Origin of the sequence: Streptomyces sp. DT2A-34, assembly GCF_030499515.1 — a bacterium.
Lineage (GTDB): Bacteria > Actinomycetota > Actinomycetes > Streptomycetales > Streptomycetaceae > Streptomyces.
On the sequence record NZ_JASTWJ010000001.1, the window covers coordinates 10,120,667 to 10,138,184 of the forward strand.

The 17,518-nt window shown below is 73.5% G+C and carries 3 protein-coding genes; all 3 read left to right on the forward strand.

Features of this window, described 5'->3' with window-relative positions:
* Positions 1-19 precede the first annotated feature (19 nt).
* A complete protein-coding gene (locus tag QQM39_RS45200; RefSeq protein WP_302003382.1) occupies positions 20-13,888 on the forward strand; it encodes a type I polyketide synthase in 13,869 nt (4,622 codons plus the stop codon).
* A gap of 85 nt (positions 13,889-13,973) precedes the next feature.
* Positions 13,974-16,328: a thioester reductase domain-containing protein gene (locus tag QQM39_RS45205; RefSeq protein WP_302003383.1), complete on the forward strand. Its 2,355-nt coding sequence runs from the start codon at positions 13,974-13,976 to the stop codon at positions 16,326-16,328.
* On the forward strand, positions 16,325-17,476 hold the full coding sequence (locus QQM39_RS45210; protein ID WP_302003384.1) for an alpha/beta hydrolase: 1,152 nt from the start codon (positions 16,325-16,327) through the stop codon (positions 17,474-17,476). The genes QQM39_RS45205 and QQM39_RS45210 overlap by 4 nt, the downstream gene beginning before the upstream one ends.
* The last annotated feature ends 42 nt before the right edge of the window (positions 17,477-17,518 follow it).

Consider the following 17,518-nt stretch of genomic DNA (forward strand, 5'->3'; position numbering starts at 1 on the left):
CACGAGGACACCTGTCTCCATGCCTGCTCACGAGTCCCCCAAGCAGTCCGCCGAGCCGTCCCTCACGACACCGCGGGACGTGCGGGCCTGGCTGGAGTCGGCCGTCGCCGAGGCGGCCGGGCTCGACCCGACGGCCGTCGACCCGCACCGGCCTATCGCCGAACTCGCACTGGGGTCACGGCAGTTGGTGACACTCGCCGCCGAGCTGTCGGCGCTGACCGGCCGGGCCCTGGACCCGTCCCTCGTCTTCAACCACCCGACCGTCGCGGCGCTCGCCGAGGCGGTGTTCGACGAGGGGGTCTTCGGTGAGGCGGTCCTCGGCGAGGCGCCCGCTCGTACCCCGGCAGCGGTCCCGGCTCCGCACGGCACGCCCACCCGGGCCGACGACGACATCGCGATCATCTCCATGGCCTGCCGCTTCCCGGGCGGCGCCGACGACCCCGAGGCGCTGTGGCGGCTGCTGGCGGCCGGCGAGGACGTCATCACCGAGGTGCCGGCGGGCCGTTGGGACACACAAGGTCTGCACGATCCCGACCCGGAGGCCACCGGCAAGGCCTACTCCCTGCGCGGCGGCTACCTCTCCGGCATCGACCGCTTCGACGCGAGCTTCTTCGGGATCTCGCCGCGCGAGGCGGCGGCCATGGACCCCCAGCAACGGCTGCTCCTGCAGACAGCCTGGGAGACGACCGAACGCGCCGGGATCGTTCCGGACACGCTGAACGGCAGCTCCACCGGCGTCTACGTCGGCCTGTACGACAGCGGATACCTGGCCTCGGCCGCCCTGGACCAGCTCGACGGGCACGTCGGCACCGGCTCGGCGAGCAGCGTGGCGTCCGGCCGTATCGCCTACACCCTCGGCCTTCAGGGCCCGGCGGTCACCGTCGACACCGCCTGTTCGTCCTCCCTGGTCGCCCTGCACTTGGCCGCACGAGCACTGGCGGGCGGTGAGTGCGACCTCGCGCTGGCGGGCGGCGCGACGCTGCTGGTGACGCCGCGTGGACACGTCGAGTTCAGCAGACTGCGCGGGCTGTCGCCGTCCGGGCGGTGCAGCCCGTTCTCGGCCGACGCGGACGGCGTGGTGTGGGCCGAGGGCTGCGGCATGGTGCTGCTGAAGCGGCTGGCGGACGCACGCCGCGACGGTGACCGGATCCTCGCGGTCGTCAAGGGGTCGGCGATCAATCAGGACGGCCGCAGCCAGGGCCTCAGCGCCCCCAACGGCCCTGCCCAGGAATGGGCGTTGCGCGCCGCCCTCGCCGCCGCCGGGCTCCGGCCGCACGACCTGGACCACATCGAGGCGCATGGCACCGGCACCCGGCTCGGTGATCCCATCGAGGGGCGAGCCCTGGCCGCCGTCTTCGGCCCCGACCGTCCCGCCGACCGCCCCCTCGGCGTGGGCTCGCTGAAGTCCAACCTCGGCCACACCCAGGCCGCCGCGGGCATCGCCGGCGTCATCAAGACCGTCCTGGCCCTGTGCCATGAACGGATACCGGCGTCCCTGCACGCCGACACCCCGACCGAGCACATCGACTGGGCACACAGCGGTCTGCGTGTACTGGCCGAGGCTCAGGCCTGGCCACGGGACCCCGAGCGGGTGCGGCGCGCCGGAGTGAGCGCGTTCGGGATCAGCGGCACGAACGCCCATGTGGTGCTGGAGGAAGCTCCCGAGGAGCAGACACAGTCGCCCGGCGACCTCCCGGGTGTGACCCTCTTCCCGCTCTCCGCCCGCACCCTGCCCGCACTTCGGGCACAGGCCGGCCGACTCCTCGAAACCCTTGAGCGACAGCCCGAGTTGCCGCTCACCGCCGTGGCGGCGACCCTGGTCCACCACCGCACCCACTTCGAGCACCGAGCCGTCGTCCGGGCGAGCGACCGCGCCCAACTGCTCACCGCCCTGCGCGCACTCACCGAGACCCGACCCGACGCCGACGCCGTCACGGACCTGATCGCCAGCCCCCAACAGGCGGTAGCCACAGGCAAGTTGGCGTTCGTCTTCCCCGGGCAAGGAGCCCAGTGGGCCGGCATGGCGCGCGATCTGCTCGACCGGGACCCGGTGTTCGCCGACGAGCTCGACCGCTGCGACGCCGCCCTGCGCCCGTTCACCGACTGGTCCGTGACATCCGTCCTGCGCGGCGACCCCGGCGCCCCTGCCCTGGACCGCGTCGACGTCGTCCAGCCGGTGCTCTTCGCCGTGATGGTGTCGCTCGCCGCCGTATGGCGCGCTCGCGGCATCCGGCCGGACGCCGTCGTCGGACACAGCCAGGGCGAGGTCGCCGCCGCCTGCGTCGCCGGGGCGCTCAGCCTCAACGACGCGGCAGCGGTGGTCGCCCTGCGCAGCCAGGCCCTGACCGCACTGTCCGGCACCGGCACGATGGCCGTCGTCGCCCTGCCGCACACCGAGGTCGAGGCCCGACTCGCCGACCACGGCGGCCGGATCGGTGTCGCCGCCGTCAACAGCGGCCGCTCGACGGTGATCGCGGGCGACGTGGAGGCGGTGGAAGTCCTGCTCGCCGAACTCGACCGACAGCAGGTCTTCGCCCGCCGCCTCGACGTCGACTACGCCTCCCACAGCGCCCGGGTCGAGCCCGTCCGCGCCACGATCCTCGACGAACTCGACGGAGTCACCACCCACCCCACCTCCGTCGCCTGGTACTCCACGGTCACGGCCGAGCCGGTCACCGAGGAACTCGAAGCCGACTACTGGTACACCAACCTGCGCGAACCCGTCCGCTTCGCACCCACCGTCGAGCGCATGACCGCCGACGGCTACCGCTACTTCGTGGAACTCGGCCCGCACCCCTCTCTCCTCACCGCCCTGCACACCATCGACGAGGACCTGGTCGCGATCGGATCCCTCCGCCGTGACGAGGACGGCCCCGCCTGCCTGGACCGCGCCGCAGCCGAACTCCACGTCCACGGACGGAAGATCGACTGGCACCGCCTGGTCCCGCGCACCACCCCCGCGGACCTGCCGACCTACGCCTGGGACGCACAACGCCACTGGATCGAGCCCGCCGCCTCCGCCACCGCCCCCGGCTTCTTCGACCACGCTGCCCACCCGTTGCTCGGCATCCAGCTCCAGTCGGCGGACGAGACCCGCTGGACCTTCCGCAACGAGTGGTCCCCGGCCACCGCCGACTGGCTGCCCGACCACACCGTCTTCGGCCGGACCGTAGTCTCGGGCACCACCCTGATGGAACTCTGCCGCGCCGCCCTCGCCGTGGCCCGCCCGGACACCCCGGCCGACGTCACCGACCTGCTCCTCCTGGCCCCCCTCACCCTGCCCGGCACCGGCACGGTCGAAGTGTCCGTAGAGGTGGTGACCGCCGGGACCGTCGCCGAGATCACGGTCCACAGCCGCCCCCGCGGCCAGGAGCCTGCGGACTGGACCCTGCACGCCACCGCGTCCGCCGCCGAGTCGAGTACCCTGCCGGCCGATCGGCCTCCGATGTGGCCCGAGCCGGCCGAACCGGCCTGGGACGAGGGCACCTACGATCGCCTGACCGGACTCGGCCTCGGCTACGGCCCCGCCTTCCAGGGCGTACGACAGGCCGCCGCGACCGGCGACGCAACCGTGCTGGCCCGCCTCTCCCTGCCGCCCATGGCCCGCGACACGGCCGACCCCTACCCGGTGCACCCGGCGCTCCTGGACGCCGCCCTCCACGTGGCCGCCGCCCTCGACTCCGGCGACCGGCGGGTCCTGCTGCCGGTCGCGGTGGCCCGTTGTGTCCTGCCGCCCGGCGGCGCGACGGACCTGACCGCGTGCGTACGGCGAACCGGCGGCTCCGGCATGGACCTCACCCTGGACGTCAGCCTGTGGGACACCGACGGTTTCCCGGCGGGGCGCCTGGAGGGCGTACGCCTGCGGGCCGCGAACCCGGCCGACCTGAGCAGCGGCTCGCGGAACGGCCGACACCTGTACGAGATGGCGTGGACGGCCGTACCGGAGGAGCCGGCCGGGACACCCGGCTCAGTGTGGGCCGTGTACGGCGACCCGTCCGACCCCGCAGTGGCGGCGGCCCAGCGCGACCTGCGCGCGGCGGGCGTCCAGGTCGCCGACGAGGGCGCCGACATCGTCGTACGATTCTGGCCAATGACGGCGACTGACGCCGAACCAGCCGCCACCGCCCACGAGTTGGCGACCACGGCCCTGGCTGAACTGCGGGCGCTGATCTCCCTCCCACCCGACAAGGCGCCCACCCGCACCATCTGGGTTACGCGCGGTGCGATCGCAGCCGCTGAGGGGGACGCCGTCGCGGGCCTCGCCCAGTCGGTGTTGTGGGGTCTGGTGCGCAGCGCCCGCACCGAACACCCGGACCTCGGACTGACACTGCTCGACCTAGACCTAGAGCTAGGCCTTGGCCTCGACGGTGGCGGCGACGAGCCGCCACTGCTCTCCGCCCTCACCCACGCCGACGAGCCGGAACTCGCCCTACGGGGCGGCGAGTTGCTCGCCCCGCGCCTGATACGGGCCCGCCCAGCACCACCCGACCGCCCCGCCCCGATCCCCACCGACGGCACCGTGCTGATCACCGGCGGACTCGGCGCGGTAGGCCGCAACATCGCCCGTCTGCTCGCCGAGAACGGCGTCCCGCGCCTGCTGCTGACCTCCCGTCAGGGCGCCGAAGACCCCCGCGCGTCCGAAGTCACCGGCGAGCTGACAGCGCTGGGCGCCGAAGTCGAGGTCGCAGCGTGCGACGTCGCGGACGCGGCCGCGGTGGCGGACGTACTGGCCCGTATCGGCGACGACTCGCCCCTGCGCGGCGTCGTCCACTGCGCCGGAGTCCTCGCCGACGGCGTGGTCGCCGAGCTGACCCCCGAACGCCTCGCGCAGGTGCTGCGCCCCAAGGTCGACGGCGCCGTCCACCTGCACCGGCTCACCGCCGACCGCCCGCTCGACCTCTTCCTGCTGGTCTCCTCGGCCGCGGGAGTCGTCGGCAACGCGGGCCAGGCCAACTACGCGGCCGCCAACGTCTTCCTCGACCAACTCGCCCACCACCGACGCGCCTTGGGGCTGCAGGGCCTGTCCGTGTCCTTCGGCGCCTGGGCGGGGGAGGGGCTGGCCGCCGACCACGCCGACCTGGAGCGGATGGCCCGCCTCGGCCACCGCGCCCTCACCCCGGACCAGGGCCGCGAGCTGACCGAGCTGTCCCTGCGGCGCGACACCGCGCACCTGGTCGCCTGGCCTCTGGACCTGCCCCGGTTGCGAGCCGCCGCACCGGCGGGCGCACTGTGGCGTTCCCTGCTCCCCGCGCCTCGCCCCGACCGGGCCGGCAGCCACACTTTGGCGGACCGGCTGTCCCGGCTGCCGGAGCCCGAACGCGCCGCACGCGTCCTCGCCCTCGTCCGCGAGGAGGCCGCCCATGCGCTCGGCCTGCGCTCGACCGAATCCGTCCGCCCCGACCAGCCGCTGCGCGACCTCGGCATGGACTCGGTGACGGCGGTCGACCTGCGCAACCGCATCAGCACCCGCATCGGCGCCAAACTCCCCGCCACTCTCCTCTTCGACCACCCCACGCCCACCCGCCTCGCCGAGTACCTGCTGGCCGGTGCCCTGGCGGCAACAGGACGGACGAGTCACCAGGCCTCGCCCACGCCCACGCCCGCACGTCAGTCGGACGAGGCGGTGGCCCTCGTCGCCATGGCATGCCGTCTGCCCGGCGGAGTGAGGGACCCCGAGGGGCTGTGGCGGCTGGTCGAGGAGGGGCGGGACGCCGTCGGACCGTTCCCCGCGCGGCGGTGGGACGTGGAGTCGCTGTACGACCCCGACCCGGACGCCGTCGGCAAGTCCTACGCCCGCGAGGGCGGCTTCCTCGACGACATCGAGTCCTTCGACGCGGGCTTCTTCGGCATCACCCCGAAGGAGGCGGCGGCCATGGACCCGCAGCAGCGACTGCTGCTGGAGACGGCCTGGGAGTCGCTGGAGCGCGCCGGAATCGTGCCCGGCGATCTGACGGGCAGCACCACCGGCGGCGTGTACGTCGGGATGTTCGGCAGCGACTACCTGTCCGGCACCCGGCTCGACCAACTGGACGGCTACGTCGGCACGGGCTCCGCGCTCAGCGTCGCCTCGGGCCGGCTCGCGTACACGCTCGGGCTGAACGGCCCCGCGCTGACGGTGGACACCGCCTGCTCGTCGTCGCTGGTGGCCGTGCATCTGGCGGCGCAGGCGCTGCGCGCGGGCGAGTGTGATCTGGCGCTCGCCGGCGGCGTCACCCTGATGGTCACGCCGCAGACCTTCGTCGAGTTCAGCCGGCTGCGCGGCCTGTCCCCGACGGGCCGCTGCCGCTCCTTCTCCGACGCCGCCGACGGCGCGATCTGGGCCGAGGGCGCCGGCATGGTCGTACTGAAACGGCTGAGCGACGCCCGACGCGACGGCGACCGGGTCCTGGCCGTGCTGCGCGGCACCGCCGTCAACCAGGACGGCCGCAGCCAGGGCCTGTCCGCGCCGAACGGCCCCGCGCAGGAGCAGGTGATCCGCCGCGCGTTGGAGCAGTCCGGACTCCGGCCCGCCGACATCGACCACGTGGAGGCACACGGCACGGGCACGACCCTGGGCGACCCGATCGAGGCGAACGCCCTCGCGGAGGTCTTCGGCGCCTCCCGACCCGAAGGCCGCCCGCTCCACCTGGGTTCGCTGAAGTCCAACATCGGGCACGCCCAGGCGGCTTCGGGCGTGGTCGGCCTGATCAAGGTCGTGCAGTCACTGCGCAACGAAATCCTCCCGCGCACCCTGCACGCCGACACGCCCAGCCGTCACGTCGACTGGGCGGACAGCGGGCTGCACGTACTGAGGGAGTCGGTGCCCTGGCCCGCGTCTGCGCGGCGGGTGCGACGTGCGGGTGTGAGCGCCTTCGGGATCAGCGGAACGAACGCGCACGTGATCGTCGAGGAGGCCCTGGAGCCGGAGTCCGAGCCCCGGTCGCCGGAACCCGAACTCCCGGCGGGCAAGCGCCTGTTCGTCCTCTCCGGCCGCAGCGAGGAGGGTCTGCGCGGACAGGCCGCGGCGCTGGCCCGCCACCTTTCCGAGAGCGGCAACGCTCAGGACGCCGATGCCGCGCTGCCCGACATCGCCCACACCCTGGCCCGCCACCGCAGCCACTTCGAGCGGCGCGTGGCGGTGCTCGCCGAGGACAGCAAGGAACTGCGGGCCGTACTCGGTGAGTTGGCGGCCGGCCGGGTGCCGCTGCCACCGCTGCGGGAGGAGCGGACGGGCAAGGTCGCCTTCGTCCACGCCGGACACGGGGGCCAGTGGCCCGGCATGGGCCTGGATCTGATGACCGAGTCGGAGGCGTTCCGCGAGGAGCTGACCCGGATCGACGACGCGGTGGAGCGGCACGTCGGCTGGTCGGTCCTCAACGCGCTGCGGGCACCGGAGGAGTTCTCTCCCCTGGAGCGGACCGAGTATCTGCAGCCGGCGCTGTTCGCGGTGAACGCCGCCCTGACCGCCGCCTGGCGCTCGCTCGGCATCACCCCGGACGCCGTGACCGGCCACAGCCTCGGCGAGATCGCCGCCGCCTACAGTGCGGGCGCCCTCACCCTGGACGACGCCGTCACCGTGGTGACCGGGCGCGCCCAGGCGGTCGTACCGGTCGCGGGCAAGGGCGGCATGCTGTCCCTGGACCTGCCGCGCCCGCGCGTCGAGGAACTGCTCGCGCCGTACGCGGGCCGGCTGTTCGTCGCCGCCGTCAACAGCCCGCACTCCACGGCCGTCTCCGGTGACAGCGACACACTGGCCGACCTGCGCCGGAGCCTCGACGAGCAGGGGATCCGGGCCCGGTCGCTGTCGACGCCGTTCGCCTCGCACACCCCTCTCATGGCGCCGCTCCGCGCGGAGCTGCTCGACCGCTTCTCCGGCATCCGGGGCACGCGGCCTGCGACTGCGCTGTACTCGACGGTGCTGGCGGAGCCCGTGCCCGGAGACCGCCTGGACCCCGCGTACTGGTACGCCAACCTCAGCGAGCCCGTCCGCTTCGCGGAGACGATCCGGCGCATGCTGGACGACGGCTACCGCTACTTCGTCGAGCTGAGCCCGCACCCCTCGCTCGGTCCGTCCATCGAGGCGGTGGCGGCCGACGCCGGAATCGACGCGGTGAGCGTGGGCTCGCTGCGTCGGCAGCAGGGCGGACGGGACGTACTGCTGCGCGGGCTGGGGGAGTTGTACACGGCCGGTCACACGCCCGACTGGGCGACGCTGTTCCCGGCGGGCCGCCGGGTCGACCTGCCGACCTACGCCTTCGCCCGCGAACGCCACTGGCTCGCGCCCGCACCGGCCACCGCGACCGGCGCCTCACCCCTCCTCGGCACACACGTCGAGGCCAGCGACGAGGCCGACCGGCACATCTTCCAGAGCGAGGTGGACCTGCGCGACAGCCGCTTCGCCTATCTGGCCGACCACCGGGTCACCGGCGAGGTGTGGCTGCCCGGCGCCGCCTTCCTCGACATGGCACTGGAGGCCGCCTCGGCGGTACAAGGCGGCGGCGAGGTACGGCTCGCCGACGTCAGGTTCGTCCAGCCGCTCCGCCTCGACGAGTCCCGGCCGGCCCGGCTGCAACTGGTCCTGCGCCCCGCCGCCGACGGATTCCGGGACTTCACCATCGCTTCGGCGCCCACCGGCGGCGGACAGCGCGCACGCTGGGAACACCACGTCGACGGACGCATCGCGGTCACCCCCGCCGCACCCACCACCGCCGAGCCGGGCGAGCCGCTCGCCATGCTGCGCGCACGGTGCACCGAACAGGTCGACCTCCCGTCCGTCTACGGCGCCCTCGCCGCCCTCGGCATCGACTACGGCCCCGCCTTCCGGGGCCTGGAGTCGGGCCACCGCACCCGCTCCACCGCCCTCGCCCGACTGGCCGACCGGCCCGCCGCCGGTCATCTCCTGCACCCGGCCGTCCTCGACGCCGCCTTCCACACGGCCGCACTGCCCGGCAACGCGCCCCAGGGACGGGCGTTCGTCCCCGCCGGGGTCGGACGGCTCCGCCACACCGGCCTGCGCACCAGCCCCGCGTGGGTCACATGCGAGCTGCGATCCGTGTCCGGCGACACCGCGACACTGGACCTTCGGCTGTACGACGAGAAGGACCAACTGCTCCTGGCAGTCGAGGAGTTCGAACTCGCCGCGCTCTCACCCCTCGACGGAGCACTGTTCGAGACCCGCTGGCGGCACCGCCCGATCGCCAACGAGCCGCCCGCACGGGGGAGTTGGCTGATCCTGGCCGACGATTCGGGTGTGGCCGCTGAACTAGTCGAGCGGCTGGGCACCTCGGTGCCGTATGTGATCGCCCGCAGGGGTGAGGAGTTCGCCGCCGAGGGCCCCGGCCGCTACGTCCTCGACCCGGCCGACCCGCAGCACCTGGCCCGCCTCCTCGACCAGGCCTTCGCCACCGAACCGCCCGAGCGTGTAGTGCAGTTGTCCGCACTCGACGCGCCCGCGATCGAGGACGCGCAAACGGCCGAGGAGGCGGCGCGGCTGTGCTGCCTGAGCACCCTCCACCTGGTGCGCACGCTCGCCGACCGGACGCCGGCTCCGGCGCCCCGCCTCTTCGTCGTCGCGCGGGGCAGCCAGGCAGCCGCTGCCACCGCTACCACAGGTGACAGCGGTGTCACTGGCGACACCGGGGACAGCACGCAGGTGACGAACCCTCAGCAAGCGCTCGCCTGGGGCTTCGGCCTCGCGGTGGCGCAGGAGCACCCGGAACTGAGGACCACCCTCGTCGACCTCCCGCCCACGGGAGGCACCGGCGCCCTGTGGACCCAGCTGCGGCACGCCGACGACGAACGGCTCGTCGCGCTGCGCGGCGCCGGACGGCTCGTGCCCCGTCTGACCCGCACCCGCCCGGACGACGGCGGTCACGGCGCCATCGTCCCGGACGGCGTGTACCTGATCACCGGTGGCCTGGGCGGCCTCGGACGTGTCGTCGCCGAGCGGCTGGTCCGGCGCGGCGCCCGTCGACTGGCCCTGATGAGCCGCAGCGGGCCCGCCGCGGACGCCTCGGGCTGGATCCGGGATCTCCAAGAGCGCGGCGTGACCGTGCACTCGGCGCGCGCGGACGTCGCCGACCGCGACGGCCTCACCGCCGCCCTGGACGCCGTACGGCACGAACTCGGCCCGATCACCGGCGTCGTCCACGCGGCCGGTGTCCTCGACGACGCCACGATCGCCAACCTGACCGACGAGCGCGTCCTGCGTGTCCTCGCCCCCAAGGTCCTCGGCACCACCCTGCTCACCGAACTGACCCCGGACGCAAAGGACTTCGTCCTGTTCGCTTCGGCGGCCGGCCTGCTCGGCTCGGCCGGTCAGAGCCCGTACTCGGCGGCGAACGCCTTCCTCGACGCCTGGGCCCACCACCTCTCCCGCACGGACCGCCGGGCGCTGAGCCTGGACTGGGGCGCCTGGTCGGGCGTGGGCATGGTGTCGGAGTCCGGCGTCCGCGAGGCCCGGACGGCCCGCTCGGGCCTGGTCGCCTTCTCCGCACAGGACGGCGGCGAACTCTTCGACCGCGTCCTGACCACGGCCCGCCGCCAGCTCGCCCCCCTTGCCCTGGACGGGGAGATGCTGGCCCTCGACCCCGACGCGGCCCGTACCCGCCCGATCCTGGCCGACCTGATCACCGCCCCCACGGGCACGCCCGGCACGGACGACCTCGTCAAGAAGGTGTTCGCGGCGACGACCGACACCGAGCGGGCCGTACGCCTGGAGGCCTACGTACGCGCCCGGGCCGGTGAGGTGTCCGGCGGCGCGGTCCAGGTCTCCGCCACCACGGCCCTGAAGGAACTCGGCCTCGACTCCCTCATGCTCGTACGGTTGCGGAACGCCTTCGCCCGCGAACTCGGCGTCGAACTCCCCACCGCCACCGTCTTCTCGGCCGCCGACATCCGCGGCCTCGCCCAAACCCTGGGAACGGCGCTTCCCGAACGGTCGACAGCAACCCAGGAGGAGCCGGAGCGCGCGCCCGAGGCCCCGGAGACCGCACTGCGCCCAGCGACCCGCGACGTCGTCCGACTCCTGCGCAGCGCCCAGCCCGACATGCCGGACGCGGCCCACGCCGTCGGCCTCGCCGTACGCCTCACCACGCCGACCACCCGCGAGACCCTCACCGGCATCCTCACCCGCCTCACCGCCCGGCACGCGGCCCTGCGCACCGCCATCGTCACCGCCGACGCAGGCGGACGGCAGCTGAGGGTGGACCGCGAACTGCCGGAACCGCTGCTGCGATGGACGGTCGTCCCGGCGGACACCGCCCCTGAAGCCGCCGACCGGCTGCGCGAGCTGCTGGAGCCGCCGTTCGACCTGACTGTCGCGCCCCTGTGGCGCTTCGAGCTGCTGGACGGCGGCGAGCGCGGCCAGATCCTGGTATACGGCGCCCACCACGCCGTCAGTGATCTGCAGTCGCTGCTGCTGGTCGCGGGCGAGATCGACGCCGAACTGTCCGGCGACACCCTCGGTGACACCGTCACCAACCGGGACATCGACCTTCTGATCGAGGCGCAGCGGACCGACGAGCAGGGCACCGGGCAAGCCGATGGGCGGTCCACCGAGCAGGCCAACAGGCGCACCGACGCGGGCGATTGGCGCGAGGCGTTCCAGGGCAGCGCCCGTCTCGACCTGACCCTGAGCCGACCCCGCCCGCAGACCCGCTCGTACCGCGCCGGCAGCGTCACCGTGCCGATCCCCGACGGCCTCATGGACCGGATCTCGGCCACCGCGAGCCGCCTGGCCGTGACCCCGGCCGCGTTCTGCCTGGGCACCCTGACCGTCCTGCTGGCCAGGAAGCGCGAGCGCGAACGCTTCGTCCTCGCCGTGCCCGTGGACACCCGCATCCACGCCGACGCCTACGACGCGGTGGGCTTCTTCGGTGTGCCGGTGCCGTTCCCCGCCGAGGCCCGCGCGGGGGAGCGGATCGCGGAGGTGCTGCGCCGCACCGACGGGCGGCTGGAGACGGTGCTCGCCAAGGGCGCGATGTTCTCCGACGTGCTGCCGGTGCTGGCCCGACAAGGCCTGTACCGGGCCAACGCGCCGCTGGTGGAGGTGTACTTCAACTACGTCCGCGCCGCACGCGGGCTGACCGGTCTGGAGGTGCTGCCGGCCGGGACGGGCTACTCCGACCTCGACTTGATGATCACCGTGACGCCGGACGCCGGCCGGATCCGTCTCGACCACAACCTCGACATCCTGGACGCGGCGACGGTCACCGAGCTCGGTGAGGAACTGCTGCGTCTGCTCGCGGAGGCGGCCGAGGACCCGTCGGGGCCGGCGCGTGCGGCGAGGGCGACCGACGCAGCGGCCTTGACCGAGCCGGGCCACACGCTCGCACTCGCCGCCACCTTCGCCCTCGGCAACCTGCCCCTGATGTGCGAGACGGCGATCGACGAGTCCGTACGGGACGGCAGCGTGACGACCGTCGCGGAGGCCCCGTACCACCACGTACTGGCGAGCCTGCGCGACCCGTCCGGCGTGTTCGCCGACCCGGCCACGACAGCGGGCGTCGTGCTGCTGCGGGCGACGGACCTGCAACGCTTCGGCCCGGTCGACGACGCGCTGCTCGCCGAACTGCGCACCGCCTACCCGGCCGCGCTGCGCGCGGTCGCCGAGCGCACCCGCAAGCCGCTGATCGTCGGCTTCCTGCCCGCCGCACAGGACGAGGACCGCCTCAGCCGGTGGGGACAGGAGATCGCCGCCGAGCTGGCCGACGTGCCCGGTATCGCCGTCCTCGGCCACGACGACTGGACCCGCCACCACCCCGTCGAGGAACGCTTCGACGAGCGGACCGAACGCCTGGCCCACCTCCCGTTCACCCCGCACTTCCAGGCGGCCGTGGCCCTCCGCCTCGCCGAGGTCGTCCGAGCGGTACGGCGCCCGGCGCCGAAGGTGATCGCGGTCGACGGCGACGAGACCCTGTGGGGCGGCGTGGCCGGGGAGATCGGCCCCGAGGCCGTGGACCTGACCGGCCCGCGCGCCCTCCTCGCCCACAGGCTCCTGCGGTGGCGGGCGGCGGGCGCGCTGCTCGTGCTGGTCAGCAACAACGACGAGGACACCGTCCGCGCCGTACTGGACCGCCCGGAAAGCCCCCTGCGGGCCGAGCACTTCAGCGTGCTCTCCGCCGCCTGGGGCCCGAAACCGGCTCGCCTCGCCGAGGCGGCCCGCACGCTCGACCTCGGACTGGACAGCTTCCTGTTCCTCGACGACAACCCCGCCGAGATCGCCAGGATGCGCGCCGCACTGCCGCAGGTGCTGTCGGTGACCTGCCCGTCGGCGGCCGAACTCCCCGATTTCCTGGGCAGGTTGTGGCCGCTGGTCCCTGCGGCGGCGACGGCCGAGGACGCGCTGCGAGCGCGGTTCTACGAGGAGGAGCGGGAGCGGGACGCCGTACGCGAACAGGCCGGCTTCGAGGAGTTCCTGGACCGGCTGGAACTGGAGGTCGACATCCGGGCCCTGGCCGACGCCGATGTACAGCGGGCCGAGCAACTCGTCCGCCGCACCAACCAGTTCACCCTGCGTGCCCGCTCCACCGACGGCGGCGACGTCGCCCGGTGGCGCGCACACGGCGAGGTCTGGACGGCCGCGGCCCGGGACCGCTTCGGCGACTACGGCCAGATCGGCCTGCTCGCCCTGCGCCACGAGGGCGGCCAACTCGACGTCCTGGCCTGGCTGATGAGCTGCCGGGCACTCGGCCGAGGCGTCGAGGAACGCCTCCTGCAATGGCTGGCCGACCGCGCCGAGGCACTGGACTGCGCCAAGATCCGCCTGACAGCACAACGCACGCCGCGCAACGCCCCCGCCCGCCGCCTGCTGTCCGCACTGGGCGGCGGCGATCAGGACGACGAACGGCTGGAGACCGTGGTCACCCCGGAACAACTGCGGACGTTCCGCTCCTGGCGGCGGCCATGACGATGCGGACCAGTGTGCGGCCGAGGGCCGCCCGCCGCCCAGACAGCACCGATGAAGGGGCAGGGCAACACCGTGAAGGGCTCTCATGCGTGAGGTGAACGAGAACGTGTCGGCAGCCGCCGACCAGCGGGCGACCGCGGAGACGATAGAGCGGGGCGGTGCCGGTCTGACCGTGACCGACCTGCTGGCCAGGGTGACGGGATCTGCCGAGACGTCGGCTGCCCACACCACCCCGCCCCCGCCGCCTGACGGGGAGACGCTCGCCGCCACCATCGCAGCCATGGCGGGCCGCTACGTTCCCTCCGGACACCTGGTGCCCGACGCGGACTTCTTCGATGCCGGAGGCACCTCGGTGAACGCCGTGGAACTCGTCGGCGCGCTGGAGGACGAGCTGGGCATGGAGATCGACCTGGACGAGGTGTTCGCCGACGCCCGGCCGACCAGCCTGGCCAAACGCCACCTGGAAAGGACCGGAGCCACCACCGCCGTACCGCAAACGGCTGCCCATGGGGCGATCCAGGCGGTCGAGTCGCCGGCAGTCGCCGCTCCACCGGTCGCCCTCGCCCGCACCGGCCCGTCCGACTCCACAGCCCGCCCCGACGACCTCGCCCAGATCCTCGCCGACCTGGCCCTCGCCGACCGCCTCCCCTTCACCGCCTCGCCCGACCCCCTCCCTCCCCGCCGCATCCTGCTGACCGGCGCCACCGGCTTCCTCGGCAGCCACCTGCTCCTGGACCTGCTGCGCCACAGCGACGCCCACGTGTACTGCCTGGTCCGGGCCGCCGACGAGGAGGCGGCCGTGGCCCGGCTCGGCGAGGCACTCAAGGGCTATGCGCTGCCCTGGTCGTCGGAGAACCGCCGCCGCGTCACCGTGCTGCCCGGCGACATCCGCCACCCCCACCTGGGCCTCACCGACGACCTCTGGAACACCCTCGCCCACGAAGTGGACAGCATCGTCGGGGTGGCGGCCGCCGTGGACTTCCTGCGCGGCTACCAGTCCCTGCGCGCCGGCAACGTCCTCGGCGCCCTCACCCTCGCCGAACTCGCCGCGACCGGCCGCCCCAAGCCCCTGCACCACATCTCCTCCATCGCCGTCTTCAACGAGGTCGGCATCCCCGCCATGGGCGAGGACGACCCCCTCGCCCACATCGACCGCCTCGTCGCCGGCTACGACCAGACCAAGTGGGCCGCCGAAGTCGCCCTGCGCCGCGCCCGCGACCACGGCCTGGTCGTCACCGCCCTGCGCCCCGGCGGCATCGGCGGCCACACGAAGACCGGCGCCTACAACCCCCAGGACCTCAGCAGCGGCCTGATCTCGGCCTTCGGCCGCTTCCGCACCGTCCCCGCCTTCCGCTACCTCAACGCCGCTCCCGTCGACTGGGTCAGCCGCGTCGCGGCCGCCGTCATCTGCGAACCCGACGCCTGGGGCTTCGACTACAACCTCACCGGCGTCCCCAACACCCTCGACGACGTCGTACGGGACATGGCCCTCGGCGGCATGCACGTCCGCGTCCAGGACTGGGACGAGTGGCGCACCGACGCCCTGGCCCGCCTCCAGGCCGAGCCGATCCCCGAACTGGCCTTCCTCACCCGCGTGTTGCAGAGCCCCACCGCCCTGAAACTCTGCGAGGCGACCCTCAAGGGCCCGGCCGCCACGGCCGACCGCACCACCGCACTCGTCGACGCCCTCGGCCTCCCGCCGGCCTCCCGCTACGACGCCCGAGCCCAGCTGAAGACCTTCGAACGCCTCGCCCACGACGGCCTGGCCCACCTCCCGCACAAGGACGACCAGCCCTACCTGTGGTTCACCGAGACCACCGAAGGAACCGTCGCCCCGATCGGCAGCACCACCCCCACCACCCCTGGCACTTCCGCCGGCCCCTGCACGATGTCCCTCACCCTCTCCATCGCGAGCATGCACCAACTGGTGACGGACCGCCGCGTCGACGTCCGCGGCAAGGTCACCTGCCCGGCCCTGCACCCCGACCCGCTCACCGTGGCACGCGGCGACATCTGGATCCGCCCCGAGGAAGGCATCCCGCACCGGCACGGCCTGCACCACCAACTCCTCCGCTGCCACCTGGAGTTGACGGACACCGACGGCACCCGCTGGTGGCTGGAGGGCCACAAGTACGCCCGCCCCCGCCGCGACCTCTGGCGCCAGACCCGAGCCCTGACCGTGCAGCTCGGCCGCGAGGGCGAACCCGCGAGCCTGGCCGGCGAGGTCGTCGTCCCCGCCGACTCCTACGTACGCGACCAGATCGACGGCATCAAGGTCGACCCACGCCTGACCAGCCAGGAGAAGCGGGCCGCCAAGCTCACCTGGCTCGCCTGGTTCGGCCTGGAGATGGGCCGCGGCCTGCTCGGCCCCTTCGCCCGGGCCGCTGCGGACCTGCTCGACCTGCGCCGCACCACGACCCCCACGGAGCACCACCGATGATCTTCCGGACGACGAACCCCAGGACCCCCAGGCCGACCCTGCGCAGAGTCAGGACCACCACGGCCCCGCGCCCCCTCCGCCACCGCCTCGACCCGGCGGCGGTCGAGGAGATCCCCTTCCACACGACCGACGGCGTACGCCTCGGCCTGACCCGCATCGACGCGGGCGACCGCACCCCCGCCCGCGACCGGCCCGCCGTCCTGCTCCTGCACGGACACACGGCCTCGGCCGACATGTTCCTGCTGCCCGAGACCCGCAACCTGGTCGACGTCCTCCTGGACGAGGGCCACGAGCCCTGGCTGCTCGACTGGCGAGGCAGCTGCCGCCTGCCGTACAACGAGACGGGCCGCCGCTACACCTACGACGACGTCGCCCTCTACGACATCCCCGAGGCCGTCCGCCACATCCGCACCCGCATCGGCGACCGCCCCCTGTTCGTCGTCGCCCACTGCATAGGCTCCCTCACCCTCTCGATGAGCCTGACGGCAGGCCTCGTGCCCGGCCTGGCCGGCGTGGTCTCCCAGGGCGTCTTCCTCACCCCGAAGCTCGCGGGCCGCACCTCCCTGCGCATGACCTTGGCCGGTGAGCTCCTCAAGTCCCGTATCGACCACATCCCCGTCGACTTCCGCAAGGTCGGCCTGTGGTCGAAGTACACCCCGCTGTTCGCCCTCGCCTCCCGCAAGGCGACCTGCCCGGACCCCACCTGCCAGATCCTGCACAACTCGGCCTGGGGAACCGGGGCTTCCCTCTTCGTCCACGAGCACCTGACCGACGCCACCCACGACCGTCTCGCCGAACTCCTCGGCCCCGCCCCGCTGTGGATCCTGCCGCATCTGCGCCGCATCGAACTGGCTCGCACCGTGGTCCGCTGGCACGACACCGACCACCGCTACCGGGCCCTCCCGCGGAACGCCCTGGACGCGGCGGCCCGCATCGACACGCCGGTCCTGCTCCTCGCGGGCAGCGAGAACGGCCTGTGGCTCGACTCCCAGAAGCTCTGCCGCGACGTCCTCGCCCACCGCCGGCCACAACTGGACGTCACGTACACCGAGATCCCCGGCTACGGCCACCTGGACACGTTCCTCGGCAGGGGAGCGGCCCTCGACGTCTTCGGGCACATCCTCGATTTCCTGGGCGAACGCCGGTGACGGCAGCCGGTACGGCCGGTTACCGTACCCGTCAGTAACCAG

What these genes read in the sequence shown, in the direction of transcription:
- QQM39_RS45210 (WP_302003384.1), top strand. Translation starts at nt 16,325, where the DNA reads ATGATCTTCCGGACGACGAACCCCAGGACCCCCAGGCCGACCCTGCGC.
- QQM39_RS45200 (WP_302003382.1), top strand. Translation starts at nt 20, where the DNA reads ATGCCTGCTCACGAGTCCCCCAAGCAGTCCGCCGAGCCGTCCCTCACG.
- QQM39_RS45205 (WP_302003383.1), top strand. Translation starts at nt 13,974, where the DNA reads ATGCGTGAGGTGAACGAGAACGTGTCGGCAGCCGCCGACCAGCGGGCG.